This is a genomic window from Rhodoferax sp. GW821-FHT07G04 (assembly GCF_059418585.1).
The window spans coordinates 127,781-153,482 of the sequence record NZ_JBWKQD010000004.1 but is presented as its reverse complement, the minus strand read 5'-3'; the positions used below and the strand labels follow the sequence as shown (position 1 = coordinate 153,482).

At 62.4% G+C, this 25,702-nt stretch carries 22 protein-coding genes; 9 read left to right on the top strand and 13 right to left on the bottom strand.

The window, feature by feature from the left end; translation table 11 throughout:
* Positions 1 to 10 precede the first annotated feature (10 nt).
* The 4 genes from AC07OO_RS20030 to AC07OO_RS20015 form a co-directional block, all read right to left on the bottom strand.
* On the bottom strand, positions 11 to 877 hold the full coding sequence (locus AC07OO_RS20030) for a MaoC family dehydratase (protein WP_495083909.1): 867 nt from the start codon (positions 875 to 877) through the stop codon (positions 11 to 13).
* Between the two features lie 4 nt (positions 878 to 881).
* Positions 882 to 2,288 carry a 3-oxoacyl-ACP reductase gene (locus AC07OO_RS20025; RefSeq protein WP_495083908.1) on the bottom strand — a complete coding sequence of 469 codons (1,407 nt, stop codon included), beginning with the start codon at positions 2,286 to 2,288 and terminating at the stop codon, positions 882 to 884.
* Positions 2,289 to 2,388: 100 nt separating this feature from the next.
* On the bottom strand, positions 2,389 to 3,465 hold the full coding sequence (locus AC07OO_RS20020) for a fatty acid desaturase family protein (RefSeq protein ID WP_495083907.1): 1,077 nt from the start codon (positions 3,463 to 3,465) through the stop codon (positions 2,389 to 2,391).
* A gap of 45 nt (positions 3,466 to 3,510) precedes the next feature.
* Positions 3,511 to 4,650 (bottom strand): ferredoxin reductase, encoded by a 1,140-nt coding sequence (locus AC07OO_RS20015; RefSeq protein ID WP_495083906.1) that lies wholly within the window; start codon positions 4,648 to 4,650, stop codon positions 3,511 to 3,513.
* A 134-nt stretch (positions 4,651 to 4,784) separates the two neighbouring features.
* Here AC07OO_RS20015 and fabR point away from each other — a divergent pair, with 134 nt between their 5' ends.
* From fabR to AC07OO_RS19995, 4 genes are read left to right on the top strand one after another with little or no spacing between them, the layout of a single operon-like run.
* Complete coding sequence (gene fabR, locus AC07OO_RS20010) at positions 4,785 to 5,465, top strand: HTH-type transcriptional repressor FabR (RefSeq protein WP_495083905.1); 681 nt, start codon at positions 4,785 to 4,787, stop codon at positions 5,463 to 5,465.
* Positions 5,466 to 5,523: 58 nt separating this feature from the next.
* Positions 5,524 to 6,672 carry a GGDEF domain-containing protein gene (locus AC07OO_RS20005; protein WP_495083904.1) on the top strand — a complete coding sequence of 383 codons (1,149 nt, stop codon included), beginning with the start codon at positions 5,524 to 5,526 and terminating at the stop codon, positions 6,670 to 6,672.
* Positions 6,673 to 6,679: 7 nt separating this feature from the next.
* Entirely contained in the window at positions 6,680 to 7,507 is an 828-nt protein-coding gene (gene map / locus AC07OO_RS20000) for a type I methionyl aminopeptidase (protein WP_495083903.1), read from the top strand.
* Positions 7,508 to 7,542: 35 nt separating this feature from the next.
* The gene (locus tag AC07OO_RS19995) at positions 7,543 to 10,152 is read left to right on the top strand and encodes a [protein-PII] uridylyltransferase (RefSeq protein ID WP_495083902.1); all 2,610 of its coding nucleotides are present in this window, start codon (positions 7,543 to 7,545) and stop codon (positions 10,150 to 10,152) included.
* Between the two features lie 92 nt (positions 10,153 to 10,244).
* Here AC07OO_RS19995 and AC07OO_RS19990 read toward each other — a convergent pair whose 3' ends face one another.
* The 9 genes from AC07OO_RS19990 to AC07OO_RS19950 all read right to left on the bottom strand — a co-directional run bounded on the left by AC07OO_RS19990 (position 10,245) and on the right by AC07OO_RS19950 (position 19,988).
* A complete protein-coding gene (locus AC07OO_RS19990; protein ID WP_495083901.1) occupies positions 10,245 to 11,087 on the bottom strand; it encodes an HDOD domain-containing protein in 843 nt (280 codons plus the stop codon).
* A 5-nt stretch (positions 11,088 to 11,092) separates the two neighbouring features.
* A complete protein-coding gene (locus AC07OO_RS19985; RefSeq protein ID WP_495083900.1) occupies positions 11,093 to 11,647 on the bottom strand; it encodes a peptide deformylase in 555 nt (184 codons plus the stop codon).
* Entirely contained in the window at positions 11,644 to 11,988 is a 345-nt protein-coding gene (locus AC07OO_RS19980; protein ID WP_495083899.1) for a HepT-like ribonuclease domain-containing protein, read from the bottom strand. Before AC07OO_RS19980 ends, AC07OO_RS19985 begins: the two co-directional genes overlap by 4 nt.
* Complete coding sequence (locus AC07OO_RS19975) at positions 11,981 to 12,271, bottom strand: nucleotidyltransferase family protein (protein ID WP_495083898.1); 291 nt, start codon at positions 12,269 to 12,271, stop codon at positions 11,981 to 11,983. The genes AC07OO_RS19980 and AC07OO_RS19975 overlap by 8 nt, the downstream gene beginning before the upstream one ends.
* A gap of 27 nt (positions 12,272 to 12,298) precedes the next feature.
* Positions 12,299 to 14,410: an NAD-dependent DNA ligase LigA gene (ligA, locus tag AC07OO_RS19970; RefSeq protein WP_495083897.1), complete on the bottom strand. Its 2,112-nt coding sequence runs from the start codon at positions 14,408 to 14,410 to the stop codon at positions 12,299 to 12,301.
* A 27-nt stretch (positions 14,411 to 14,437) separates the two neighbouring features.
* The gene (locus tag AC07OO_RS19965; RefSeq protein ID WP_495083896.1) at positions 14,438 to 15,481 is read right to left on the bottom strand and encodes a cell division protein ZipA C-terminal FtsZ-binding domain-containing protein; all 1,044 of its coding nucleotides are present in this window, start codon (positions 15,479 to 15,481) and stop codon (positions 14,438 to 14,440) included.
* Positions 15,482 to 15,570: 89 nt separating this feature from the next.
* Positions 15,571 to 19,086 carry a chromosome segregation protein SMC gene (gene smc / locus AC07OO_RS19960; protein WP_495083895.1) on the bottom strand — a complete coding sequence of 1,172 codons (3,516 nt, stop codon included), beginning with the start codon at positions 19,084 to 19,086 and terminating at the stop codon, positions 15,571 to 15,573.
* Between the two features lie 137 nt (positions 19,087 to 19,223).
* Positions 19,224 to 19,610 (bottom strand): response regulator, encoded by a 387-nt coding sequence (locus tag AC07OO_RS19955; protein WP_495083894.1) that lies wholly within the window; start codon positions 19,608 to 19,610, stop codon positions 19,224 to 19,226.
* Between the two features lie 15 nt (positions 19,611 to 19,625).
* Positions 19,626 to 19,988, bottom strand: coding sequence for an Hpt domain-containing protein (locus AC07OO_RS19950; RefSeq protein ID WP_495083893.1), 363 nt, complete (start codon positions 19,986 to 19,988; stop codon positions 19,626 to 19,628).
* 90 nt (positions 19,989 to 20,078) lie between these two features.
* Here AC07OO_RS19950 and dapC point away from each other — a divergent pair, with 90 nt between their 5' ends.
* The 5 genes from dapC to prmB all read left to right on the top strand — a co-directional run bounded on the left by dapC (position 20,079) and on the right by prmB (position 25,518).
* Positions 20,079 to 21,296, top strand: a complete 1,218-nt coding sequence (dapC, locus tag AC07OO_RS19945) for a succinyldiaminopimelate transaminase (RefSeq protein ID WP_495083892.1) — start codon at positions 20,079 to 20,081, stop codon at positions 21,294 to 21,296.
* A 65-nt stretch (positions 21,297 to 21,361) separates the two neighbouring features.
* The gene (gene dapD / locus AC07OO_RS19940) at positions 21,362 to 22,186 is read left to right on the top strand and encodes a 2,3,4,5-tetrahydropyridine-2,6-dicarboxylate N-succinyltransferase (protein WP_495083891.1); all 825 of its coding nucleotides are present in this window, start codon (positions 21,362 to 21,364) and stop codon (positions 22,184 to 22,186) included.
* 43 nt (positions 22,187 to 22,229) lie between these two features.
* On the top strand, positions 22,230 to 23,405 hold the full coding sequence (locus AC07OO_RS19935) for a PilT/PilU family type 4a pilus ATPase (RefSeq protein ID WP_495083890.1): 1,176 nt from the start codon (positions 22,230 to 22,232) through the stop codon (positions 23,403 to 23,405).
* Positions 23,405 to 24,622: a succinyl-diaminopimelate desuccinylase gene (gene dapE, locus AC07OO_RS19930; RefSeq protein WP_495083889.1), complete on the top strand. Its 1,218-nt coding sequence runs from the start codon at positions 23,405 to 23,407 to the stop codon at positions 24,620 to 24,622. The genes AC07OO_RS19935 and dapE overlap by 1 nt, the downstream gene beginning before the upstream one ends.
* A complete protein-coding gene (prmB, locus tag AC07OO_RS19925) occupies positions 24,619 to 25,518 on the top strand; it encodes a 50S ribosomal protein L3 N(5)-glutamine methyltransferase (RefSeq protein ID WP_495083888.1) in 900 nt (299 codons plus the stop codon). The genes dapE and prmB overlap by 4 nt, the downstream gene beginning before the upstream one ends.
* Positions 25,519 to 25,702 lie beyond the last annotated feature (184 nt).

The window sequence follows — 25,702 nt, the reverse complement described above, 5'->3', positions numbered from 1 at the left end:
TGCTACGGTTTTAGCAGCTAAGTTGGCCGCGCAGATGGGGGCGCATGCCCTTTTTGTCGCGCACTTCAAACTGCGCGCCGTGGGCGGATCGCTCGGTCCACAGCGTGGCGCGGCCAGGCAGCATCAACGGGGTCTTGAATTCGACAGTGGCCGATGCCTGCTCCAGTGGGTCGGCCGGCAGCAGGTACGACAGCGCCCGCGCCTTGGTCCACATGCCATGGGCAATGGCGCGCTGGAAGCCAAACAGCTTGGCGGTGATGGCCGTCAGGTGGATGGGGTTGCGGTCGCCCGACACGGCGCCGTAGCGGCGGCCCATGTCGGCGGGCGCCGTGAACTCGGTCTGGCAGGACAACGATGTGTCCAACGCCAACTGGCTGGCAAAGGGCTGGCCGGCAGTCTCTTTGACACCTACGCGCAGCAGGCTTTGTGTGGCGCTCCACACCAGCTCGCCGTCCCGCAGGATGCGCAGGTCCAGCGTGAAACCCTGGCCCTTTTCATGCGTGAACAGTTGGCCGGTGCCCATCTCCACACGCACCGTGTCGCCCGCGCGCAGGGATTTGTGTTGCTCGATGCTGTTGGCCAGGTGCACCGTGCCCATGGCGGGCCACGGGCATTCGGGCGAACACATATACGCGGTCACCAGAGGGAAGGTCAGCATCTGCGGGTAGATCAGCGGCACACCTTGCGACGCGCTAAAGCCGGTCAGTGCGGCGTAACGTGCAATATGGTTTGCACCCAGTGTGACGCTGGGGATGGCCAGCTCGACCTTGGGCAAGGACTTGACCAGACCGGGGCGTTTGCCGCCCGTGCCCAGGGCACGGAAAAAGGTGGCCGCCAGGCTGGGGGAGCCGGTGATTTCTTGGGTGGTGGTTGTCATAGTGTTAGGCACCGATCAGGCTTTGGCCGCAGACGCGGACCACGTTGCCGGTCAAACCACCGGATGCGGGGGATGCAAACCAGGCAATGGCTTCGGCCACGTCGACAGGTTGACCGCCCTGCCCCATGGAGTTCATGCGGCGGCCGGCTTCGCGGATCGCAAACGGCACGGCGGCCGTCATCTGGGTTTCGATGAAACCGGGCGCCACGGCGTTGATGGTGATGCCATTCTTCGCCAGCACCGGTGCCATGCTTTGCACCATGCCAATGACACCGGCCTTGGACAAGGCGTAATTCGTCTGACCCAGATTGCCGGCAATGCCGGAGATGGACGAAACACACACAATGCGCGCACCGGCCTTCAGCGCGCCCGATGCCACCAGCGCGTCATTGATGCGCTCTTGTGTGGACAGGTTGACGTTGACAACTGCTTGCCACAGGTGATCCTTCATGTTGGCAATGGTCTTGTCGCGTGTGATGCCGGCGTTATGCACGACCACGTCCCAGCCACCGTCGGCCAGTGCCGCATCCACCAGCGCTTGTGGCGCTTCGGCGGAGCCGATGTCCAGCGCGAGTGCCTTGGCACCCAGACGATTGGCAACAGCGTCGAGACCTTCCTTGGCTTGCGGCACATCCAGGCAGATGACCTGTGCGCCGTCACGCGCCATGACCTCGGCGATGGATTCGCCAATACCGCGCGATGCGCCGGTCACCAGAATCTTCTTGCCAGCCAGTGGCTGGTTCCAGTCCACTGCGCCATTGGCGGCTGTGGGAGCCGCCAGGCGCACGACCTGCGCCGACACATAGGCCGAACGGGGTGACAGCAAAAAGCGCAGCGTGTTTTCCAGCTGGTCTTCGGCACCCTCGGCCACGTACACCAGTTGCACGGTGATGGCACGTTTGAGTTCCTTGGCCAGGGCACGGGTCAGGCCTTCCAGCGCGCGCTGGATGGTGGCTTGGCGCGGATTGGCACAGGCTTCGGGCGGGCGGCCCAGCACGACCACACGGCCACAGGGCAGCACGGAGCGCGCGGCGTCGTGGAAGAAGTTGTACAGGGCATCGGACTGGTCGCTGTCGGTCAGGCCAGTGGCGTCGAACACCAGCGCCTTGACCTTTTCACCCGGCTGGTCGGCTACGCCCCAACGCCCGGTCATCATGCCGGCTTCGTTGGCCAGACCCATCCATTGCGGCAGGCTCTTGTGGGCCACGGTCTGCGCGCCCATGGATTTGAAAGCGGCGACCAATGCATTCAGCAGTTGGGGGGTACCACCGCCACCGATCAGCACGCCGCCCTTGATGACGGGTTGGCCGGGCTTGAAACGCTCCAAAGGCAGGGGTTGTGGCAGGCCCAGCATTGCTGCAATACGTGAGCCCAAAGTTGAGTTGGCAAAGCCAAGGTACGAATCGTTCATGAGAGGGAAGCTCCTTTGGGGCGCGATAGTACCGACCAATTGGTCATTTAGCGTAGAGCGCTCTGCCTAACCGAATATTGCAGTGCATCAAACCCATGCATCAAACGCTCGCCCGCTTGGGCGGTAAGGTGTGCAACAGGATGCGCTTCATCACCGTTGCATACTGCCGCAATAGGCTGCCCCTGTTGTAGGCAAGGCCATATTTGCGGCACAGCGCCTGGATCTGCGGCGCCACCTCGGGGTAGCGGTGGGCCGGCATGTCGGGGAACAGGTGGTGCTCAATCTGGTGGCTCAGATGACCGGTCAAGATGTGGAAGAGCCGCCCGCCCGTGAGGTTGCTGGAGCCCGAGAGCTGGCGCAGGTACCAGTCGCCCCGCGTTTCGTTGCGTGTGTCTTCCTCGCGGTACAGGGCCACCCCATCGGGGAAATGGCCGCAGAAGATGATGAGGTAGGTCCACAGGTTGCGGATCAGGTTGGCGCAGAAGTTGCCCGCGAGCACGCGCGGCGCGCTCCACAGTGCCAGCGCCGGGAACAACAGGTAGTCCTTGAACCAGACCTTCCCGACCTTGGTCAGGAACCGGTCCAGCCGCGCCTTGAACTCGGCCTTGGGCATGGCGCCGTGTTTGTAGCGGCCGATCTCCAGGTCGTGCGAGCCCACGCCGTACTGAAAGCCCATGGCCAGCATCAGATTCGCCAGCGGCTGGAACCAATGGCGGGGCTTCCACTTTTGCGCCTCGGTCATGCGCAATAGCGAGTAACCCACATCGCGGTCCTTGCCCAGAATGTTGGTGTAGGTATGGTGGGTCACGTTATGCGAATGCCGCCACTGCTCACCATCGCAGGCGATGTCCCACTCGAAGGTTTGTGAGTTCAGCGCCGGGTCGCCGGTCCAGTCGTACTGGCCGTGCATGACGTTGTGGCCGATCTCCATGTTGTCCAGAATCTTGGCGTGGGCCAGGGCCAGCACACCGGCTAGCCAACTCAAGGGGCCAAGACCAAAATGCAGCAGCGCACGGCCACCGATTTCGCTGGCGCGGCTGATGCGGATCATGTTGCGGATGTGATCAACGTCGGCCTGGCCCAGCTTGTTCATCACGCTGTCGCGGATGGTGTTGACCTCGCGCTCGAAGTCGGCAACCTGCTCGCGGCTCAGGGAATGTGGATTGGCAAAGTGCATGGTGTGGTGCTCGTGTTTGTTGGGTCTGGGTTGTTGTTGAAGGGCCTACAAGGCCAGCGCCACATCAGAGCGCGCGGTGGAGATACACAGGCGTATCAGTTCGTTCGGCGCGGATGACACCTCACCGGTCTGCAGGTTTTCCACCGTGCCATGGGTTTTGATGCACTGGCAGGAACGGCAGATGCCGATGCGGCATCCGTGCTTGGGTGCGAGCCCCGCGCGCTCGGCCTGCACCAGCAAGGGTGCGGTGCCCTGGGTCGTGAAGCTGCTGCCACTGTGGGCGAACTTCACCTGAACCGGCGTGCCCGGCGCGGTGCTGGGCAACAGCGGCGCGCCCACAAAGCGCTCGCTGAACAGTGGCGAAGCCAAGCCCTTTGCCTCCCAGTACGCACTGATGGCATCCATGAAACCGGCGGGGCCGCACATCCAGGTGCTGCGCTCTGAAAGATCGGACATTTGTTGGGCCAACGTCTGGGGTGTCAAGCGCCCGGCGGCTGCGTCATAGTGCAGCACCAAACGCAGGCTGGGGAAGTCGGCCGCTATTGCCTGCAATTGGGCTGCGAATATCAGGTCGTCCGGCGCGCGGCACACGTGCAGAAACACCACATCGCCCCGGTAAGCGCGGGCCTTCAAGTCGCGCAGCATGGACATCACCGGCGTAATGCCGCTGCCTGCGCTCAGCAGCAGCATTTTTGCGGGCAATTCCTTGGGCAACACAAACTCACCCATGGCCTGGCTGATGGTCAGAACATCGCCCACACGGACCGTGCGGTGCAGGTGTTGCGAGACCAAACCTGGGTCTTGTCGCTTGACGGTAAAGGCAATACACCGCGCTCCCGACCGCGACGACAGGCTGTAGGCCCGCTCCACGCGCCGGCCATCGATCTCCAACTGCACCCGCACAAACTGCCCGGCCTCTGCACCCGCCCACAGGGCATTGGGCTGCAACACAAAGGTCTTGGTAGCAGCTGTCTCTTCCACAATGCGCACCACGCGGGCTCGTACGTCGGTCAATGACAGCAAGGGGTGTATGGCGGCGAGCGCATCTTCGACCGCGCTGAGCCGAACAATGGACTCCACCCAAGGGTGCCGTAGGGCCTTGACCAGCGGCGTATTGACCGCCATTGCCATGCGATGAACGCTGCCTGTGGCATGGGGCGTGGTGGCTGTGAAGGATGCTTGCATGGTGTCTCCAGGTTGCAATGACTTGATTGTGTACATTCGTACACAAATATTCAATGCAAAAGCCCAAATCTAGGGAGATAAACCAATTTATTCATTGCACAGCATAAAATACAAACGTACACAACAAATGCCACATGACCAAACCCACCGCCCCCGCAGACCCCAAGGACAAGCTGACCCGCACCGAGCGCAAGGACCTCACCCGCAACAGCTTGTTGCAGGCTGCGCTGGCGCTGATGGGCGAAGGCCGCAGCTTCACCAGCCTGGGCATACGCGAGATCGCGCGCGAGGCCGGTATGGTGCCCAATGCCTTCTACCGGCACTTTCGCAATACCGATGAGCTGGGCCTGGAACTGGTCGAAGAGATGGGCATTGCGCTGCGCCGCCTGCTGCGCGAGGCACGCCAGACCGGTGCCGCAGATGCGGACATCGTGCGCCGCTCGGTGCAGGTTTACCGCCACTATGTGGTGGACAACCGCCTGTTGTTCCTGTTCGTGTCCAGCGAACGCTCGGGTGGCAGCCGCATCCTGCGCATGGCGATTCGCAACGAGGTGACCCACTTCACGAACGAAATGGCACAGGACTTCCGCCGCCTGGGCGCCTACAAAGACCTGTCCACCGCCAGCCTGCAAATGGTCTGCGGCCTGATCGTGACCTCCATGCTGGCCGCAGCCCCCGAGATACTGGACCTGCCGCCCGACCAGCCCATGCTGGAGACCGAAATGACCGAAAACTTCGTGAAGCAATTGCAACTGGTTCTGATAGGCGCGTCCAGTTGGAAGGAGAACGGGAAAGAGAGCGCACGCAAAACCTGAACAAAAAAACGTGTGCAGGCTTGGCCTGTCGCCGCTAGACTAAATCCATGGTGGCCGCATGCTGAACAATTCAACGCTCTTGTTGGTGCAGATCAGCTTGACGGTCTTGACGACCCTGCTGCTGATCGCTGCAGCACTGTCTACGGACGCCTTGGCCGAACAACGCCTCTGGGCGCTGGGCAATGTGGTGAGTTGCCTGGGGCTGGCCGTCGGCAACATGACCGAGCTGCCCGAGGTGGTGCACGGCGGCATCAGCTACGCATTGCTGGGTTTGGGCATGGCCCTCGTACTGCGAGGCGTATGCCGGTTTTGTGACTACGCAATGGCCTGGCAATGGCTGCCTGGCATTACTGCAGTCACTTTTGCCATCCCCGCGTATTTTGCGACCGTGCAACCCGACCAGACCGCGCGGCTGGTAGCCACCGGGCTCTTGCTGGGTGGACTCAATCTGGCCTGCGCGATCACGTTGGTGCGCGGCCTGCGGGGCAGCGTACGCGCCATGATGTGGATAGCCGTCAGCGGCTTTACTGCACTGGGGCTGGCGCTGGTACTGCGCTCCGTCTACCAGTTGGCGGCACACGCCCGTGGTTCTGGCACGGTATCCGACGAAACGCTGATGTCCGCAACCATTTTGGCGGTGGCGCTGGCGCAGGTGACCATTGCCTTTGGACTGATCATGCTGGTGGCCCATCGCTACGCTGAAAAGCTCAATCGCCTGACCCTGCTGGACCCGCTGACCGGCACCCTGAACCGCCTCGGCATGGAACGCATGGGGCAGCGCGTGCTGATCCGCTCGCGGCAAAGCATGCGCCCCGTGGCAGTGGCCTTGGTGGACGCCGACCATTTCAAAGCCATCAACGACCAGCATGGCCACCCCGTGGGCGACCAGGTGTTGACCCATCTGGCCAACTTGCTGATTGCCCAGGTTCGCCCCGGTGATCTGGTGGTGCGCTACGGCGGCGAAGAGTTCTTGCTGCTGTTGGATGGTTCGGGCCCCGAATCGGCTTTTCGCATTGCCGACCGTCTGCGCGAGCTGGTCACACAAGCCCAGGTTGCCACGCCGGCCGGCCCCATCCGCTACCAGGTCAGCATGGGCGTCAGCAACTCGGACAAATCGGGGCACACCTTGAGCCAGTTGATTCTAGACGCCGACGCCGCGTTATACAGGGCCAAACAGGAAGGTCGCAACCGGGTGTGCATGGGATAATTGCGCCATGACCATTACCTACAAAGACGCCCAGGGCATTGCGGGCATGCGCGTTGCAGGCCGCCTCGCCTCTGAAGTGCTGGACTACCTCACGCCCTTCGTCAAACCCGGTGTCACCACCAACGAACTGGACAAGCTGGCACACGACTACATCACCCAGGTGCAAGGCGGTATTCCGGCCCCGCTGAACTACAAGGGCGGCGGCAATATCCCCTACCCCAAGTCCATCTGCACCTCGGTCAACCACCAGGTCTGCCATGGCATTCCCAACGACAAGCCGCTGAAAAAAGGCGATGTGGTCAACATCGACGTCACCGTCATCAAGGACGGCTGGCACGGCGACACCAGCCGCATGTTCCCGGTGGGCGAGGTCTCCATCGCCGCCAAGCGCCTTGCCAACATCACCTACGAGGCCATGTGGAAGGGCATCATGCTGGTCAAACCCGGCATCCACCTGGGTGACATTGGTTTTGCGATCCAGAAGTTTGCCGAAGGCCACGGGTTCAGCGTGGTGCGCGAGTTCTGCGGCCATGGCATTGGCCAAGTTTTCCACGAAGAACCCCAAGTGCTGCACTATGGCCGCCCAGGTACGCTGGAAAAGCTGGTCGAAGGCATGACCTTCACGATCGAGCCCATGATCAATGCTGGCAAAAAAGAAATCAAGGACGGCCCCGAGAAAGACGGCTGGACCATCGTCACCAAGGACCATTCGCTGTCCGCCCAGTGGGAGCACACCGTGCTGGTCACACCCACCGGCTATGAGGTGATGACGCTGTCCGCCGGCTCCCCGCCCACGCCGGCATTTGTGCCCGCACAAGCCGCTGCTGCTGCCTGACACCGCTGGCGCGTAACGACGACGGCACGGTACCCATGGCTGATTTACAGGCAATCCGCAACGCCTACCGCGCCGACAAAACCCAACTGCTGCAGAACCTGGGCCAGGGCGATGCCACCGGGCGCGACGTGCACAAGGCCCTGGTCCGACTGGCGCATCTGGCCGACGGCGTGCTCAAACAACTGTGGGACCACGCCGGCCTGCAGCACCCCTTTGCACTGCTGGCAGTCGGCGGCTTTGGGCGTGGCGAGCTGTTTCCGCACTCCGACGTGGACGTTCTGCTGCTGCTGCCCGACGGCTACGACCCGCACTACGACACCGCGCTCAAGGGCCGCATCGAGGCGTTCATCGGCAGTTGCTGGGATGTGGGGCTGGAAATCGGCTCCAGCGTGCGCACCCTGGGCGATTGCCTGGCCGAAGCCGCCAAGGATGTGACCATACAGACCGCGTTGCTGGAATGCCGGCTGATCACCGGCAATGCCGATCTGGTGCAGCAGTTCAAGACCGCCTTCTTCAAGGCCATGGACGCACGGGCCTTCTTTGTAGCCAAGACACTGGAGCTGCGCCAGCGCCACACCAAGTTCGAAAACACCCCCTACGCGCTAGAGCCCAACTGCAAGGAATCGCCCGGCGGCATGCGCGACCTGCAGATCATCCTGTGGGTGGCCAAGGCCGCAGGCTTTGGCGATAACTGGCATGCACTGGCGGTCAATGGCCTGGCCACGCCTTTTGAGGTGAAGCAGATCCAGCGCAACGAATCGCTGCTGATGCGCATACGCGCCCGCCTGCACCTGATCGCCAACCGGCGCGAAGACCGCCTGATCTTTGACATGCAGAACGCGGTGGCCGAATCCTTTGGCTACACGACCAAGACCCTGGTCTCCAAAAGTACACCGCCAAAACGCACCGTGGTGCGTGCCAGCGAGGCGCTGATGAAACGCTACTACTGGGCCGCCAAGGCGGTGGCCCAGCTCAACCAGATTCTGCTGCTGAACATTGAAGAGCGGCTCAACCCCTCCACCCACGCGCCACGCCGCATCAACGACCGCTTCAACGACAAGGCCGGCATGATCGATGTGGTCAGCGACGACCTGTACCAGCGCGAACCCCACGCCATCCTGGAGACCTTTCTGGTCTACCAGACCGTAGTGGGCGTCAAGGGTCTGTCGGCCCGCACGTTGCGCGCGCTGTACAACGCCCGCAACCTGATGGATGCGCGCTTTCGCAGCGACCCGGTTAATCGCCAGACCTTCCGCCAAATTTTGATGGAGCCCCAGGGCACGACGCACGCCATGCGGCTGATGAACCAGACCTCGGTGCTGGGGCGTTATCTGTGGGTGTTCCGCCGCATCGTGGGGCAGATGCAGCACGACCTGTTCCACGTCTACACGGTGGACCAGCACATCCTGATGGTGTTGCGCAATATGCGCCGCTTCTTCATCGTGGAGCACTCCCACGAATACCCGTTCTGCTCGCAGTTGGCCGCGGGTTGGGACAAGCCCTGGCTGCTGTCCATTGCCGCCATCTTCCATGACATTGCCAAGGGCCGCGGTGGCGACCACTCCGACCTGGGCGGCGCCGAGGTGCGGCGTTTCTGCAAGCAACATGGCTTCTCGGGTGAAGATGCGCAACTGATCGAGTTCGTCGTGCGCGAACACCTGACGATGAGCCGCATCGCCCAAAAAGCCGACTTGAGCGACCCGCGCGTCATCGCCGACTTTGCCAAACGCGTCGGTAACGAGCGCCAGCTGACTGCCCTGTATCTGCTGACCGTAGCCGATATTCGTGGCACATCGCCCAAGGTGTGGAATGCCTGGAAGGGCAAGTTGCTGGAAGACTTGTACCGCTACACCAGCCGCGCGCTGGGTGGCCACGCACCCGACCCCGATGCCGAGGTGGAGGCCCGCAAGCGCGAGGCCCTGGTCATCGTCAACATGCACTCCCTGCCCTTTGAGGCGCACAAGCCGTTGTGGGATACGCTGGACGTGGGCTACTTCATGCGCCACGACGCGGCCGATATCGCCTGGCACACGCGCCACCTGTCGCGCGTGGTCGGCACCGGCAAGGCCGTGGTGCGCGCACGCCGTTCACCCGCGGGCGAAGGTTTGCAGGTGCTGGTTTACACACCGGACCAAAGCGATTTGTTTGCCCGTATCTGCGGCTACTTTGAGCAGCGCGGCTTCAGCATTCTGGATGCGCGCATCCACACGGCCAAGAACGGCTACGCGTTGGATACCTTCCAGGTGGTCACCTCGGCCGGCCCCGAGGAATACCGCGAAATCACCAGCATGATCGAGAACGGTCTGGCCAAGGTGATTGCCGACGCCGGCCCCCTGCCCAAACCCAGCCGCGGCCGGGTCTCGCGCCGAGTCAAGAGCTTCCCCATCGCGCCGCGCGTGACGCTGACGCCGGACGAAAAAGGCCAGCGCTGGCTGCTCAATGTATCGGCCAGCGACCGTGTGGGCCTGCTCTACAGCCTGGCCCTGGTGCTGGCCCGCCACCAGGTCAATGTGCAACTGGCCAAGGTGGCCACCTTGGGCGAGCGGGTGGAAGACACCTTCCTCATCGACGGGCCGGAGCTGCAGCACAACAAGAAGCAGATCGAGATAGAGACCGAATTACTGGAAGCCCTGGCGGCTCAGTGAGCTCGCTACTTATTTAGTAGCGAGTAACGCATATTTGGCGAGGGCTAGCGCCGTTTTTTATTTAGTGCGGCGACCAAGTAACCCAAAATGGGTTAGATTTTTGAGAAAACCTGGGCTTCTTCAAACAAGGGGGTCAGGTCGCCCAACCGGGCAATGACCTCTTCCAGCGTACCACCCAGGCGTTTGGCCACCTGGGGCGGGAGTTCCTCGACCAGGTGGTTACCGGCAAAACCGAACTTGAGCTGCTTGCTGATCTGGTTGGCCGCAAACACGCAGGCAATCATGTCGGAGTCGGCCAGCTCGGGGCCGTATTGGTGGCGAATCGTCTCCACCAGCTTGGGGGCAAAGCGCCATTTCTCGACCAGCATGGCGCCCACCACGGCATGGTCCACCTCAATGACCTGGCGCAAGGCCAGGTGCAGCGATGTGCCCTGCTGCTGGCTGATGTCCAGCGCGGCGCGGAACTCTTTGGGCATGAACTGGGCCAGCACCACCTTGCCAAAATCGTGTAGCAGGCCGGCGATAAAGCAGTCCATCGGGTCGGCATCGTCCACCTTGAGCGCCAGCTGCTTGGCAATGGCAGCCGTGGCCAAGGAATGCAGCAAATACTGCTGCCCGTCGAAACCGGCTTCGTTGGTCTTGGGCAGCATGCCGATGGCGGCAATGCTCAGGGCCAGGTTCTTGATGGTGTTGAAGCCCAGGTAGACCACCGAGTGGCCCACCGACGTGATCTGCTTGGGCAGGCTGTAGTAGGCGGAGTTGACGACCTTGAGTATCTTGACGGTCAGCACCGGGTCTTTATCGATGACCTCGACCAGGTCCTTGGGTGTGCTGTTGACATCGCGCGTGAGCTCCAGAACCCGTTGCACGCTCTTGGGAAAGGCCGGCATACCGTCCACGGCAGCGGCGAGCTTTTTGGTGAGTTCGGGGCTCATGGGCGTCAGGTGAGTTCCGGGAACAAAACCTCAGTGTAGCCAAATTGGCTGAAATCGCGAACCCGCATCGGGTAGAGCTTGCCCCACAAATGGTCGCACTCATGCTGAACTACGCGCGCATGGAAGCCGTCCACGGTGCGGTCGATGGGGTCACCGTACTGGTCAAAGCCGGTGTAGCGTATACGCGACCAACGTGGCACCAGACCGCGCAGGCCAGGGACGGACAGGCAGCCTTCCCAATCGTCTTCTTCCGGTGTTTCACCGGTTGCACTACCGTCTGCGGACAGCGGCGTGATGACCGGATTGACCAGCACAGTCGGTGGCACGATGGGCCGATCGGGATAGCGCGGGTTCCTGTCGCGGCTGCCGAAGATGACAACCTGCAAATCCACGCCGATCTGTGGCGCGGCCAGGCCCGCACCATTGGCGGCCTTCATCGTGTCCAGCAGGTCGGTGATCAGCAGGTGCAGCGCGTCGGAGTCGAAGTCGGCCTTTGGCACGGGTTGGGCGACACGCAGCAGGCGCGGGTCGCCCATTTTGAGGATGTCACGTACTGTCATGGGTGTTGGGATTCAAGAAGTTTGAGTTGTTGCAACAGAACGGGCACGTCAGTCTGCACAATGCTCCACAAGATGTCGTTGTCCAGGCCCAGATAGCCATGGATCAGCTGGTTACGCGTAGCAATCAACATCCGCCACGGAATAGTCGGCTGGGCATTGCGTACGTCTTGGGGAATATGGGTTGCAGCTTCACCAATTAGCTCAAGATTGCGCACCGTTGCATCGAAACGCATGGCATCCACCACGAACTGGGTTTGCTGCAGCCCTTGCGTGAACGCCAGGACCTTTTCACAAAAGCCTACCATGTCCGTTATGTAAAAGCGCCACTCCCGCTCAGACATGCACCGCGTCCTTCAGCACGTAGGGCCGTAACTCTGGGCGCAATGCTTTCTCGGTTACCAGATCGACGGGGCAGCCCAACACATCTTCCAGATAAAACTGAACCCCGAAAAACTGCGCAGAGGTAGCCGGACCGACAAAACTCACCAGCAAATCCACATCGCTACCTGGCTTTGCCGCATCGCGAGCAGTAGACCCGAACAAGGCCAGTGACGCGACGCCAAAGCGCCGCACGATCTGTGCTTTGTGCTCAGACAGGGCTTGGAGTGCGGCCGCGCGGTTCATGGTGGCAGTTTAAGGCAATGCTGAGCATCACGAACCGCCGTCTTTCCCACTCTCCGTATCGCCAGCCATTAAGGCAGTCATTGCCGCCTCGTCAATCACCGCCACACCCAGAGTCTGCGCCTTTTCCAGCTTGCTGCCGGCATCCGTACCGGCGACCACATAGTCGGTTTTCTTGCTGACGGAGCCAGCCACTTTGGCGCCAGCGGCCTCCAGCAAGTCCTTGGCCTGGTCGCGGCTCAGTGTAGGGAAGGTGCCGGTCAGTACAAAGGTCTTGCCGGCCAGCGGCTTGGGCGCCTGGGCGGCGGGCTCACCCTCTTCCCACGTGACGCCGCAGGCGCGCAACTGCTCGACCACCTCGCGGTTGTGGGCTTGGGCGAAGAAAGTGTGCAGGCTTTTGGCGACGATAGGCCCCACATCGTTGACCTCCAACAGTTGTTCCTCAGACGCGCCCATGATGGCGTCCAGCGTACCGAAGTGGCGTGCCAGGTCCTTGGCGGTAGCCTCGCCGATGTGGCGTATGCCCAGGCCAAACAGGAAGCGCGGCAGTGTGGTGCGCTTGGATTTTTCCAGCGCGTCGACAATATTCTGGGCCGATTTCTCGGCCATGCGGTCCAATGCCGCTAGCGATGCCAGACCCAATTTGTACAGGTCGGGTAGCGTGCGGATGACATTGGTCTCCACCAGTTGGTCGACCAGTTTCTCGCCCAGTCCTTCGACCTCGACCGCGCGGCGCTGCGCGTAGTGCAGGATAGCCTGCTTGCGCTGGGCACCACAAAACAGGCCGCCGCTGCAGCGGTGGTTCATCTCGGTCTTTTCACGTACTACGTCGCTGCCGCAGATGGGGCAGGTGCGGGGCATACGGAAGTTGGGCACATAGACCGCGCGGGGGCCGGTGCTGACCACACCAACCACCTCGGGGATCACATCGCCCGCTCGGCGCACGATGGCCTGGTCACCCACGCGCACCTTCTTACGGCGCATTTCAAACAGGTTGTGCAGCGTGGCGTTCGTCACCGTCACGCCGCCCACAAACACCGGTGCCAACCGCGCCACGGGCGTCAGCTTGCCGGTGCGGCCCACTTGCACGTCAATGCCCAACACCGTAGTGAGTTGCTCCTGCGCCGGGTACTTGTGCGCCACGGCCCAGCGCGGCTCGCGGCTGACAAAGCCCAGGCGCTGCTGCAAGGCCAGGCTGTTGACCTTGTAGACCACACCGTCGATATCAAAGGGAAGCTGGTCACGGGTCTGGCCGATGCGCTGGTGGTATGCTATCAATTCAAGAGCGCCTTGTGCCCGTTCCACGAGGGCTGCGACCGGAAAACCCCAATGCTTCAAAGTCTGCAGCATGTCGAAGTGGGTACCGAAGACGGGACCGCCCTGCTCTGCTGACGTGACCTCGCCCAGACCATAGGCGAAGAAGCTCAAGGGGCGCTGGGCCGCAATGCCAGGGTCCAGCTGGCGCACGGCACCGGCCGCGGCGTTTCGCGGGTTCACAAAGGTTTTCTCGCCTTTGTCACGCTGCTTCTCGTTCATGGCCTCGAAGTCATCGCGGCGCATATAGATTTCGCCACGCACCTCCAGAATAGGGGGCACACCTTGCGGTAGCTTCAAAGGTATCTGGCCTATGGTGCGGATGTTCTGCGTGACGTCTTCACCAAACTCGCCATCGCCCCGCGTGGCGGCTTGCACCAACACGCCGTGCTCGTAACGCAGGTTCATGGCCAAGCCATCAAACTTGAGTTCGGCCACGTACTCCACGGCCGGGTCGGCCTCGGTCAAGCCCAGTTCTTTGCGCACACGGGCGTCAAAATTCTGCGCGCCGCTGGCCTCGGTATCCGTCTCGGTGCGGATGCTGAGCATAGGCACGGCATGGCGTACCGACGCAAATTGGTCCAGCGGTTTACCGCCCACGCGTTGCGTCGGCGAATCGGGCGTCACCCACTCGGGGTGGGCAGTTTCCAGCGCCTGCAGCTCTTGGAACAGCCGATCGTATTCGGCGTCGGGTACCGTGGGCGCGTCCAGCACATAGTACTGGTGCGCATAGCGGTGCAGGGTCTCATGCAGGGCCAGCATGCGCGCGCGGTCGGGGTGGGACGCCGGCGCTTCGCCGCCAGCAACAAACAAATCCAGATTGGCCATGGCCTCTAAAGCCCCTTCGCAGATCGGTCAGGCAAACAGGCGGCGCGCCAGCAAGGAGCCGGCGGCCAGGTCACGCTGCTCCAGCGTGTCGTACAGGCTTTCCAATTCGGAACCGATGACGTCCATGGTTTCGGCGGTCAGCAGTTGGCCGTTATCGTCGGTCACCACGCCGTCCATGGTCTGGGCCAGGGCGGCAGCGACTTCGCGCATGCGCACAAAGGGCTGTTCGGTCCGGTCGACATGGGCCACGTCCAGGTGCAGGGCAATGTCACGCACGGCAGACTGGGCCGGGTCTTCGGCCAGTGCGGCCTGCGGGTCAAAGCTCAAGATCAGCACGGGCGCCAGGCCTTCGGTGCTGGCGGGCAACACCATGCGGCCGGGGATGACGCCGGCCACAAAGCCCAGGCGTGCGGCATTCTGCTGCACGTAGCCAGGGCTCCAGGAGGCGTTACGGGCGCGAATCGTGAAGCTCAGTTGCGCGTCGTGGGCGCTGGCAAATTGGTCCAGCTCGCGGGCGCGGGCCACTTCTTCCAGCATTTCCGGGAATTCGGGCGTGGCGTTGATGGCGTCGGCAAAGGCCTGGGTCTTGACCACGTATTCGGAGTATTCGATTTCGTTCAAGGCGCCGGCACGGTTGGCCAGTTGCACACCGGCCTGGAAACCGCCGTAACGCTGGCCGGGCACGGGGACTTCCCAGTTCAAGGTGGTCAGGTTGTAGCCCTCGATGGCGAAGGGCTTGGTCCCTGCGCGGCGCGTGGCGGGCATGGCGGCGATGGCGGCCTCGCCCGATACCACCATATTGGGGCCATCCAGCGCGATGGTGGCGATGACGTCGATCAGCGAATCCATGACCGAGCGGCGTGCCACCGGCGGCAGGTTCATGGGCTGGGTGTCACCCCGGGCGTCGGTGTCAAACGAAGGCTCACGCAGTGCAGCGTCGGGGCGCTCGCCCTGAGGCTCGGGCTGGGCCTGGCGGGGCGCATGCTTGCGTGCGTTCCAGGCGCTGTGGGCCACCACGGCCGCCAGCACTACGCCGCCCGCTATTGCCAAACCGATTTGTAGGTTGCTCATAGGGATGGTGCCTCCTGCAGAGCCGCCTCAAAGGAGGCACGCGCCCCCTCGGGGGGCAGCGAATGAATATGAGCGTGGGGGTTCATAAATTACACCAGCTCAGCCAGACTCAGGGCAGACTCCATGTCCACCGCAACGATGCGGGAGACGCCCTGCTCTTGCATGGTCACACCGATCAGCTGCTCGGCCATTTCCATGGCGATCTTGTTGTGGCTGATGAAAAGGAATTGGGTTTCTTTGCTCATGCTACGCACGAGTTTGGCATAGCGCTCGGTATTGGCGTCGTCCAGCGGCGCATCCACCTCGTCCAACAAGCAGAACGGCGCGGGGTTTAACTGGAAGATGGCAAACACCAGCGCAATCGCGGTCAGCGCTTTTTCGCCACCCGACAGCAGGTGGATGGTCTGGTTCTTCTTGCCCGGTGGCTGGGCAATGACCTGCACGCCAGAGTCCAGGATCTCGTCACCGGTGATCACCAGGCGCGCATTGCCGCCGCCAAACAGCTCGGGGAACATGCGCCCGAAATGCTGGTTGACCTTCTCAAAGGTGCCGGACAGCATCTCGCGGGTCTCCGTATCGATCTTGCGGATGGCGTCCTCCAGCGTCTGCATGGCCTGAGCCAGGTCGGCATTCTGCGCGTCCAGGAACTGCTTGCGCTCGCGCGCTGCGGCCAACTCGTCGACGGCGGCCAGATTGACGGCACCCAGGGCCGCGATCTCGCGGTGCAGGCGGTCGATCTCACCCTGCATGCCGGTCAAGCGCACATTGCCGTCCTTGATGGACAGCTCCACGGCCTCCAGTTCGGCCTGGGCGTCCAGCAATTGCTGCTCGTACTGCTCAAAGCCCAGGCGTGCGGCCTGCTCCTTGAGCTGGAATTCGGTGATGCGTTGGCGCAGCGGATCCAGCTCACGCTCCAGTTGCAGGCGGCGCTCGTCGCTGGCGCGCAGCTTGGCAGTCAGGTCGTCGTATTCGCTGCGCTTGGCGCCCAGGGCCTGTTCGCGCTCCAGCTTCAGGGCCAGCGCATTTTGCAAGCCAGCCTGGGCCGCTGCATCGGTCAGGCGCGTCAACTCGTCGCGGGCGCGCTGGGCCTCGGCATGGACGGATTCGGTTTGCTGGTTGGCGGTGTCAATGGCGCGGGCCAATTCGGCATTGCGGGCCTGCAGGCTGCGCTGCGCAAACTGGGCCTCCTGGGCCTGGCGTTCCAGGGTGCGCTGCTGCTCACGGCATTGGGTCAGCTTGCGCTGCACCTCGATGACACGCTCGTCCAATTGGGCGTGGCGCTCCTGGCTGTCGGCCAGTTGCATGTCCAGCGATTCGAAGCGCCCCTCGGCCGTGACGCGGCGCTCTTGCAGGTCTTCAAGTTGCGCATCCACCTCGGACAGATCAGCATCGATCTGGGCGCTGCGCATGCGGGCCTGCTCGGCCAGTTGCGACAGGCGCAAAACCTCGACCTGCAGGGCATGGGCCTGGGTCTGGGATTCGGTCGCCTCGCGGCGCACGCTGACCAGGCGCTGGGATGCATCGGCATAGGCGGCCTCGGCACGCACCAGGGCGACGCGGGCTTCCTCGGCAATCATGGCCTGGGCGCGCAGGTCTTTTTCCAGGTTTTCGATCTCCTGTGCCCGGGCCAAGAGGCCGGCCTGCTCGGAGTCTTGCGCATAGAAGCTGACGCTGTGCGCAGTGACCACATGGCCGGACTTGAGGTAAATGCTTTCGCCGGGCTGCAGTTTGTCGCGTTGGGCCAAGGCGTCTTCAAAATGGTTGGCCGTATAGCAGCCGTGCAACCACTCGGCGAACACGGCCTTTTGGCCGGCATCGTTGATGCGCAGCAAGTCGGCCAGGCGCGGCAGCGTGGACGCGGCCTCTGGCACGGCGGCCAAGGGTGGGCTGAAGAAAGCCAGCTTGGCGGGTGGTGCATCATTGGCAAAGGCGCGCACCAGGTCCAGCCGCGACACTTCCAGCGCAGCGAGACGCTCGCGCAGTGCGCCTTCCAGCGCACTCTCCCAACCTTGTTCGATGTGGATGCGGGTCCACAGGCCTTGCAAATGGTCCAGGCCGTGCTTGGCCAGCCAGGGCTGCAGCTTGCCGTCGGTCTTGACCTTTTCTTGCAGTGTCTTCAGGGCTTCCAGCCGGGCGGAAAGGTCCGCCTGGCGGGCCGATTCGGCATTGACGGTTTGCTGCTGGTTGCGCCGGGCCTCGTCGCGCTGGGGCAGCATCTCTTGCAACTCGTGCAGGCGGGCCTCGGCAATGCCGGCGGCCTCTTGGGCTTCTTCAAGTTGGGCTTGCAGTACCTGCAGGCGCTCTTCGTCAGGGGCGGACAGGTTGCTGCGGTCTGCAACCAGGCGCTCACGGCGGTTGGCGATCTGACGCGACTGCTCTTCGATATTGCGCTGCTCCGCGGCCAGCACCTGGATTTGCTGTTGCACCTGCATGACGCTGCCACGCTGGTCGTTGGCGGCGGTCTGGGCGGCGGTCAGCGCGTCTTCCAGGTCGGGCAGTTGCTGCGCCTGTTCTTCCACTTGGGCAGACAGCAATTCGGTTTGTTCTTCGCCCAAGGCTGCCAGCTCGGCCAAGCGTTCGATTTCAGCCTGGGCATCTTCCTTGCGGGCCGCCCATTGGCCGACCTGTTCTTGCAGCGTGGCCAGACGCTGCTCGGCGCGCTGGCGGCCTTCGACGACAAAGCGGATTTCGGCTTCCAGCCGGCCCACGTCGGTACTGGCTTCGTACAGCAGGCCCTGGGCCTGGTTGACCTGGTCACCCGCGGCGTAATGGGCCTGGCGCACGGCCTCCAGATCGGCTTCGATGTGACGCAGGTCGGCCATGCGGCTTTCCAGTGCATTGACGGCACCCAGGGCGTCGGACTTGACCTTGGCCTGGTCGGCCAGGGCCTCGGCCCGTTTCAGGAACCACTGCTGGTGCTGCTTCAGCGTCACATCGGTCTGCAGCGCGTTGTATTTCAGCGCGACCTCGGCCTGCTTTTCCAGCTTCTCCAGATTGGCTGTGAGTTCGCGCAGGATGTCTTCGACACGGGTCAGGTTCTCGCGCGTGTCCGAGAGGCGGTTTTCCGTCTCGCGGCGGCGCTCTTTGTATTTGGAAACCCCGGCCGCCTCTTCCAGGAACAGGCGCAACTCTTCGGGTTTGGATTCGATGATGCGGCTGATCGTGCCCTGGCCGATGATGGCGTAAGCACGTGGCCCCAGGCCCGTGCCCAGGAACACGTCTTGCACGTCGCGGCGGCGTACCGGCTGGTTGTTGATGAAGTAGCTGGAGGTGCCGTCGCGCGTCAGCACGCGCTTGACAGCGATCTCGCCGAACTGGCCCCACTGGCCGCCAGCGCGGTGGTCGGCATTGTCAAAAATCAGCTCTACGCTGGAGCGACTGGCCGGCTTGCGGCTGGTCGTGCCGTTGAAGATGACGTCTTGCATGGACTCGCCACGCAATTCACTGGCCTTGCTCTCGCCCAGCACCCAACGCACCGCGTCCATGATGTTGGACTTGCCGCAGCCATTGGGCCCCACCACGCCCACCAATTGGCCTGGCAACAGGAAGTTGGTGGGTTCCGCAAAGGATTTGAACCCCGATAACTTGATGGAATTAAGACGCACGGACGAGAAAAACTAGAGCTAAGCGGTTGATTTCATTGGTGTTTGTGGTGTACCTACACACACCAACGGCCTGCAATCATACCGTGCGGGTACAACGCCCCCGGCGCTTGCCACACCACAGGGACAAGGCCGAGGCCTCAGGTCCGCAAAGCCGCTTCGATTTTGGTGGCCAATGCAGTCAACGAAGGGGGTTTGACGAGATAGCCTGCCACGCCCAGTGGCAAGGCCTCGCCCACCGTGCCGGGGCTGGAGTCCGCGCTCAGGAAGATGACTTTGGTATTGCTGACCATGGTACTGGGCAGGGCCCGCAGTTGCCGCACGAATTCAAGGCCGCCGACCGGCTGCATGTGGATGTCGGTCAGTATCAGGTCTGGCTTCAAGCGGGCGACTTCCTTCAGCGCGCTGCCACCCTCCTTGAAGGCATGCAGGTCCATGATGCCGATGCGACACAGGCTATTCAAGATAAAAGTGCTCATGACGTTTTCGTCTTCGACCACCATGATCCGGGCTTTTTTTATGTCCACTTCACAGCTCCAACGTTAGGCCAAATACTGTGCGACTTCTTTTTGCAAGGCTATCAGCTTGGGCAGCAGGGGAGCAAAAGCTTCTGCCACCTCGGCCCCCGTACCCGCCTTGCTCAGTTGCTCCACCTGGGCCATATGCTCACACAGCGACGGTGCACAAAAGATGGGCAGACAACCTTTTAAGGAATGCAGCAGGGGGTTGGCGCCGCGGGCGTCCTGGTGGGCCAGTAGTTCGGTGATCTGGGGCACATCGCGCTCCAACAGTTCCTGCAGCATCGGCAGCATGCCGCGCATGGCGCTCTCGTCGCCGATCTGCTCCAAAGCACGCGCAATATCCAGGTGAACCCGCACTTGCCCGTCGGGCGAAGGTGTAGCCATTGATTGCTCCTTGACTGGCCGTGGTGAAAAGCGGTGAAGCCCAAAAACCTGCCGTCCAGTGTAGCAACTGCTCGGGGATAATGGCGGCCCATGAATCCGAATTTGAACCGCCTGCAAGCTTATCCGTTTGAACGCCTGCGCCAGCTATTTGCCAACGTCACGCCCAACCCCGCCTACAGCCCCATCAGCCTGGGTATTGGTGAACCACGGCACGCTACACCGGCCCTGATCAAGCAAGCCTATTGCGACGCCATCATGGACCCGCAGGGCGGCCTGTCGGTCTACCCGGCCACCGCAGGTGTGCCCGGCCTGCGCCAGTCGATTGGGCGATGGATGCTGCGCCGCTACGGGCTGGCGCTCCATGTCGATACCCAGATCCTGCCGGTCAACGGCTCGCGCGAGGCTCTGTTTGCCTTCGCCCAGGCGGTCATAGACCCGGCGCGTCCCACTGCGGGCGGCCAGCCGGCCCTGGTCGTGTGCCCCAACCCGTTCTACCAGATCTACGAAGGCGCGGCCTTTCTGTCGGGCGTGCAGCCCTATTACGTGCCGTCCGACCCGGCCCGCAATTTCGCGCAGGACTGGGACAGCGTGCCCGAAGAGGTATGGGCCCGCACCCAGTTGCTGTTTGTCTGCTCGCCGGGCAACCCCACCGGCGCGGTGATGCCGCTGGATGAATGGAAGAAGCTGTTTGCCCTCAGCGACCGCCACGGCTTCGTTATTGCCTCCGACGAGTGCTACAGCGAAATCTATTTCCGCGACGAACCCCCATTGGGTGGCCTGGAAGCCGCTGCCAAGCTGGGCCGCAGCGACTTCAAGAACCTCATCGCTTTCACCAGCCTGTCCAAGCGCAGCAATGTGCCCGGCATGCGCAGCGGCTTTGTGGCCGGTGATGCAGCGCTGATCAAACAGTTCTTGCTGTACCGCACCTACCACGGCAGCGCCATGAGCACCGTGGTGCAAGCCGCCAGCATCGCCGCCTGGGACGACGAGGACCACGTGCGCGACAACCGCGAGCAATACCGGGCCAAGTTTGCCCAGGTCACCCCCATGCTGGCCAGCGTGCTGGACGTGGCCCTGCCCGATGCCGGTTTTTATCTGTGGGCCAAGGTCAAGGGTAGCGACACCGACTTTGCCCGCGATCTGCTCGCTCTTTACAATGTGACGGTCTTACCGGGTAGCTTTCTGGCCCGTGAGGCCAGGGGCTTCAACCCAGGCGCCAACCGCATTCGCATGGCGCTGGTGGCCGAAACCGCGGAATGCGTGGAAGCCGCCCAGCGTATCGTCCAGTTTGTACAGTCCCGCGGCTAGCCAAGCCTTGCGGGACGGATCCTGATCTTTCGTGACTTTGCTTTGACCCTTTAGGAAAATACTCCATGAGCCAACAACTCCAGCAGATCATTGACGCAGCGTGGGAAAACCGCGCCAATATCTCCGTGCAATCCTCCACCGCCGAGGTGCGCGACGCTGTGGAACACGTGATCCACGAACTCGATACCGGCCGCCTGCGCGTGGCCACCCGCGAAGGCGTGGGCCAATGGACCACCCACCAGTGGATCAAAAAGGCCGTGTTGCTGAGCTTCCGCCTGCGCGACAACGAGATGATCCAGGCCGGCCATCTGGGCTTCTACGACAAGGTGCCAACCAAGTTTGCCGACCTGTCCGCCGAAGAAATGCGTGCCACCGGTGCCCGCGTGGTGCCGCCGGCCGTTGCCCGCCGCGGCAGTTATGTGGGCAAGGGCGCGATCCTGATGCCCAGCTTTGTGAACATCGGCGCCTATGTGGACGACGGCACCATGGTCGACACCTGGGCCGCGGTAGGCTCCTGCGCTCAGATCGGCAAGAACGTGCACTTGTCCGGCGGCGTGGGTATTGGCGGCGTGCTGGAACCCATGCAGGCCAACCCCACCATCATCGAAGACAACTGCTTCATCGGCGCCCGCTCCGAGGTGGTCGAAGGCGTTATCGTCGAAGAGAACTCCGTACTCTCCATGGGTGTGTATGTGGGCCAAAGCACCCCCATCTACGACCGCGCCACGGGCCAGATCAGCTATGGCCGCATTCCTTCCGGTTCGGTCGTTATCAGTGGCACTTTGCCGAAAGACGGCGGAAAATACAGCATGTATGCAGTCATCATCGTCAAGCGCGTCGACGCCCAGACCCGGGCCAAGACCTCGCTGAACGATCTGCTGCGTGACTGAAGACCAAATCCTCTGTTGATCTCACAAGACCAAGGCTGAACATATGGCAACGACGACGACAACGACACCCCCCTCTTCCGGAACCATGGAGCGCATCCTGCGCTTGATGAGCGAGAAGAAAGCGTCGGACGTCTATTTGTCAGCCAATTCGCCGGCCTTGATCAAGATCAACGGCCAGTGCGTGCCCATCAACAACCAGTCGCTGCCGGTGGAGGCCACGCGCAACTTGTTGGCCGAGATCCTGCCGGCCGACCGCATGGCCGAGCTGGACGCTGAGGGCGAGTTGAACATGGGCTTTCCCATACCCGGGTTGGGGCGGTTCCGGGTCAGCGCCATGCGCCAGCGCGGCAGCATTGCTGCCGTATTTCGCTACATCTCGGTGGATGTGCCACCACTGGCCGACCTGTTCCTGCCACCTGTTCTGGGCGACCTGATCATGGAAAAGCGCGGCCTGGTGCTGATGGTGGGCTCCACTGGCGCTGGCAAGAGCACGACGCTGGCGTCCATGATCGACTACCGCAACACCATGGTCTCGGGCCACATCCTGACCATTGAAGACCCGGTGGAATTCTTGTTCAAGAACAAGAAGTCCGTCATCAACCAGCGCGAAATCGGCTCCGACACCAAATCCTTGCAGGTGGCGTTGAAAAACGCACTGCGCCAGGCGCCTGACGTCATTTTGATCGGCGAAATCCGCGACCGCGAGACCATGTCGGCGGCCATTGCCTACGCCCAGTCCGGCCACCTGTGCCTGGCTACCATGCACGCCAACAACAGCTACCAGGCGCTGAACCGGATTCTGAGCTTCTACCCCGTGGAAGTGCGCCCCACGATGCTGGGCGACCTGGCCGCCGCGCTAAAGGCCATTGTCTCGCAACGCCTGCTGCGCAACACCGCCGGCACCCGCGTGCCCGCCATCGAGGTCATGCTGAACACCAAGTTGGTTTCCGAGCTGATCGAAAAAGGCGACTTCTCCGGCGTCAAGGACGCAATGGAGCAATCCATGGCCGATGGCTCGCAGTCCTTCGAGCAAGATATCGCCCGCATGATTGTCGAAGGCGTGGTCGACCGCAAGGAAGGCCTGGCCAATGCCGATTCGCCCACCAACCTGATGTGGCGTCTGCAAAACGACTTCACCAAGGCCGCACAACCCGTGGCGGCACCCGAAGAACACGAGGAAGCCTCGTTCACCGAAATCACCCTGGACGTCAAGCATTGATGAGCACAGCAACCAGCAGTGCCACACTGCGCCTGGCCGAGCAACTGATTGCGCGGCCATCGGTCACCCCCGCAGACGGCGGATGCCAGGAACTGATCGCCCAGCGGCTGCAGGCCCTGGGCTTCCACTGCGAGACCATTGTCAGCGGCCCGGCCGACTTCTCCGTCACCAACCTTTGGGCCAAACGGCCTGCAGCCCTCGTCGAATCTACGCAGTCCGCTAGCAATTCAGTAGCATCGCCAAGGACGGCCAAAACCCTGGTATTTGCCGGTCACACCGATGTCGTGCCCACCGGTCCCTTGGGTGAGTGGAACAGCCCCCCTTTCGTGCCCACACACCGCGATGGCAAGTTGTTCGGCCGCGGCGCCAGCGACATGAAGGTGTCATTGGCCGCATTTGTCGTGGCCCTTGAGGAATTCATCGCCGCCAATCCCAACCCGCAGTTGAACATCGCCCTGCTGCTGACCAGCGACGAGGAAGGCCCGGCCAACGATGGCACGGTGGTCGTCTGCAAGGCGCTGACCGCGCGCGGCGAATCGTTTGACTACTGCATCGTCGGCGAACCCACTTCGGTGGAGCGCACCGGCGACATGATCAAGAACGGCCGCCGCGGCACTATGAGCGGCAAGCTCACGGTCAAGGGCATCCAGGGCCACATTGCCTACCCGCATCTGGCCAAGAACCCCATCCACCTGGTCGCCCCCGCGCTGGCCGAGCTGGTGGGCGTGGAGTGGGACAAGGGCAATGCCTTCTTCCCGCCCACCACCTGGCAGATCAGTAATATCCACGGCGGCACCGGCGCCAGCAATGTGATTCCGGGCCACGTGGTCATTGATTTCAATTTCCGCTTCTCCACCGAATCCACGCCCGAGTCGCTGCAGTCGCGCCTAGTCCGCGTGCTGGAAAAGTACGAACTGGAATACGACCTCGCCTGGACCATCGGTGGTCTGCCCTTTTTGACGACGCCCGGCACATTGGTGCATGCGGTGCAAGAGGCCATCTTGGCCGAGACCGGCATCACGACCGAACTCTCCACCACCGGCGGCACCAGCGACGGGCGTTTCATCGCCCAGATCTGCCCACAGGTCATCGAGATGGGCCCGCCCAACGCCACCATCCACAAGATCAACGAGCATGTGAGAGTGGCCGACATCGAGCCGCTGAAGAACATCTACCGCCGGGTGCTGGAAAACCTCGACCGTCAGGCCCGTGCATGACGCTGATCGAACTGATTGAATCGGCCACCCAGCAGTTGGAGCAGGCCAAGGTGTCGTTTGGCCACGGCACCACCAATGCCTTTGACGAGGCCGCTTGGCTGGTGCTGTGGAGTCTGGGCCTGCCGCTGGATACCCCGCTGGACGGCGAAGGCTCAAAAGCCAATCAACCGGTAGCCCTCACCGATGCTGAGAAGGCCGCTAGCATTTTGGAAGCACGCGTCACCACACGCAAACCCGCCGCCTACCTGACGCAAGAGGCGTGGCTGCAAGGCGTGACCTTCTACGTGGACGAGCGTGCCATCGTGCCCCGCTCGCTGATCGCCGAACTGATCGCCGATGGCAGCATTGACTATTGGCTGAAGGCCTCCACGCACACAGTGCTGGACCTCTGCACCGGCAACGGCAGCCTGGCAGTGATTGCCGCGCTGACCTACCCGGACGTGGAGGTCACCGGCTCCGACCTGTCAACTGACGCACTGGCCGTGGCCCGCATCAATGTGGACAAGCATGGCCTGCAGGAACGCATTGCACTGATCGAGTCCAATGGCTTGTCAGCCCCGACATTGGCGGCGCGCGGCCCCTTTGACCTGATCCTGTGCAACCCGCCCTATGTGAACGCCCAGAGCATGGCCGACCTGCCTGCCGAGTACAAGGCCGAGCCCGTGATGGCGCTCAGTGGCAACCAAGACGGTGGCAGCGATGGCATGGACTTTATCCGCGGGCTGCTGAAAGACGCACCTCAGCACATGAGTGAAGACGGCGTGCTGGTGCTGGAGATTGGCAACGAGCGGCCGTACTTTGAAGCCGCCTTCCCCGAGTTGGAAGTGGTGTGGCTGGAGACCAGTGCTGGGGAAGACCAGGTGTTGCTGGTGACTAAGGAGGCCTTGCTGCTTTAGCGCCTGTTTTTTTGCTGGGCTCTGCTGGGCTCGCGGAGGCTAGGGGTAAGGGGCTCCGTTCGTGTCCCCCGGCCTTCGGCCTCCTCCTTTACCTCACTGCACCCCTTACCCCTAGCCTCTGCTACGAACAGCTTTACTTTTTTGCGAGACATACCGCATCTTTCCTTGTTAGCGCACCAATAAC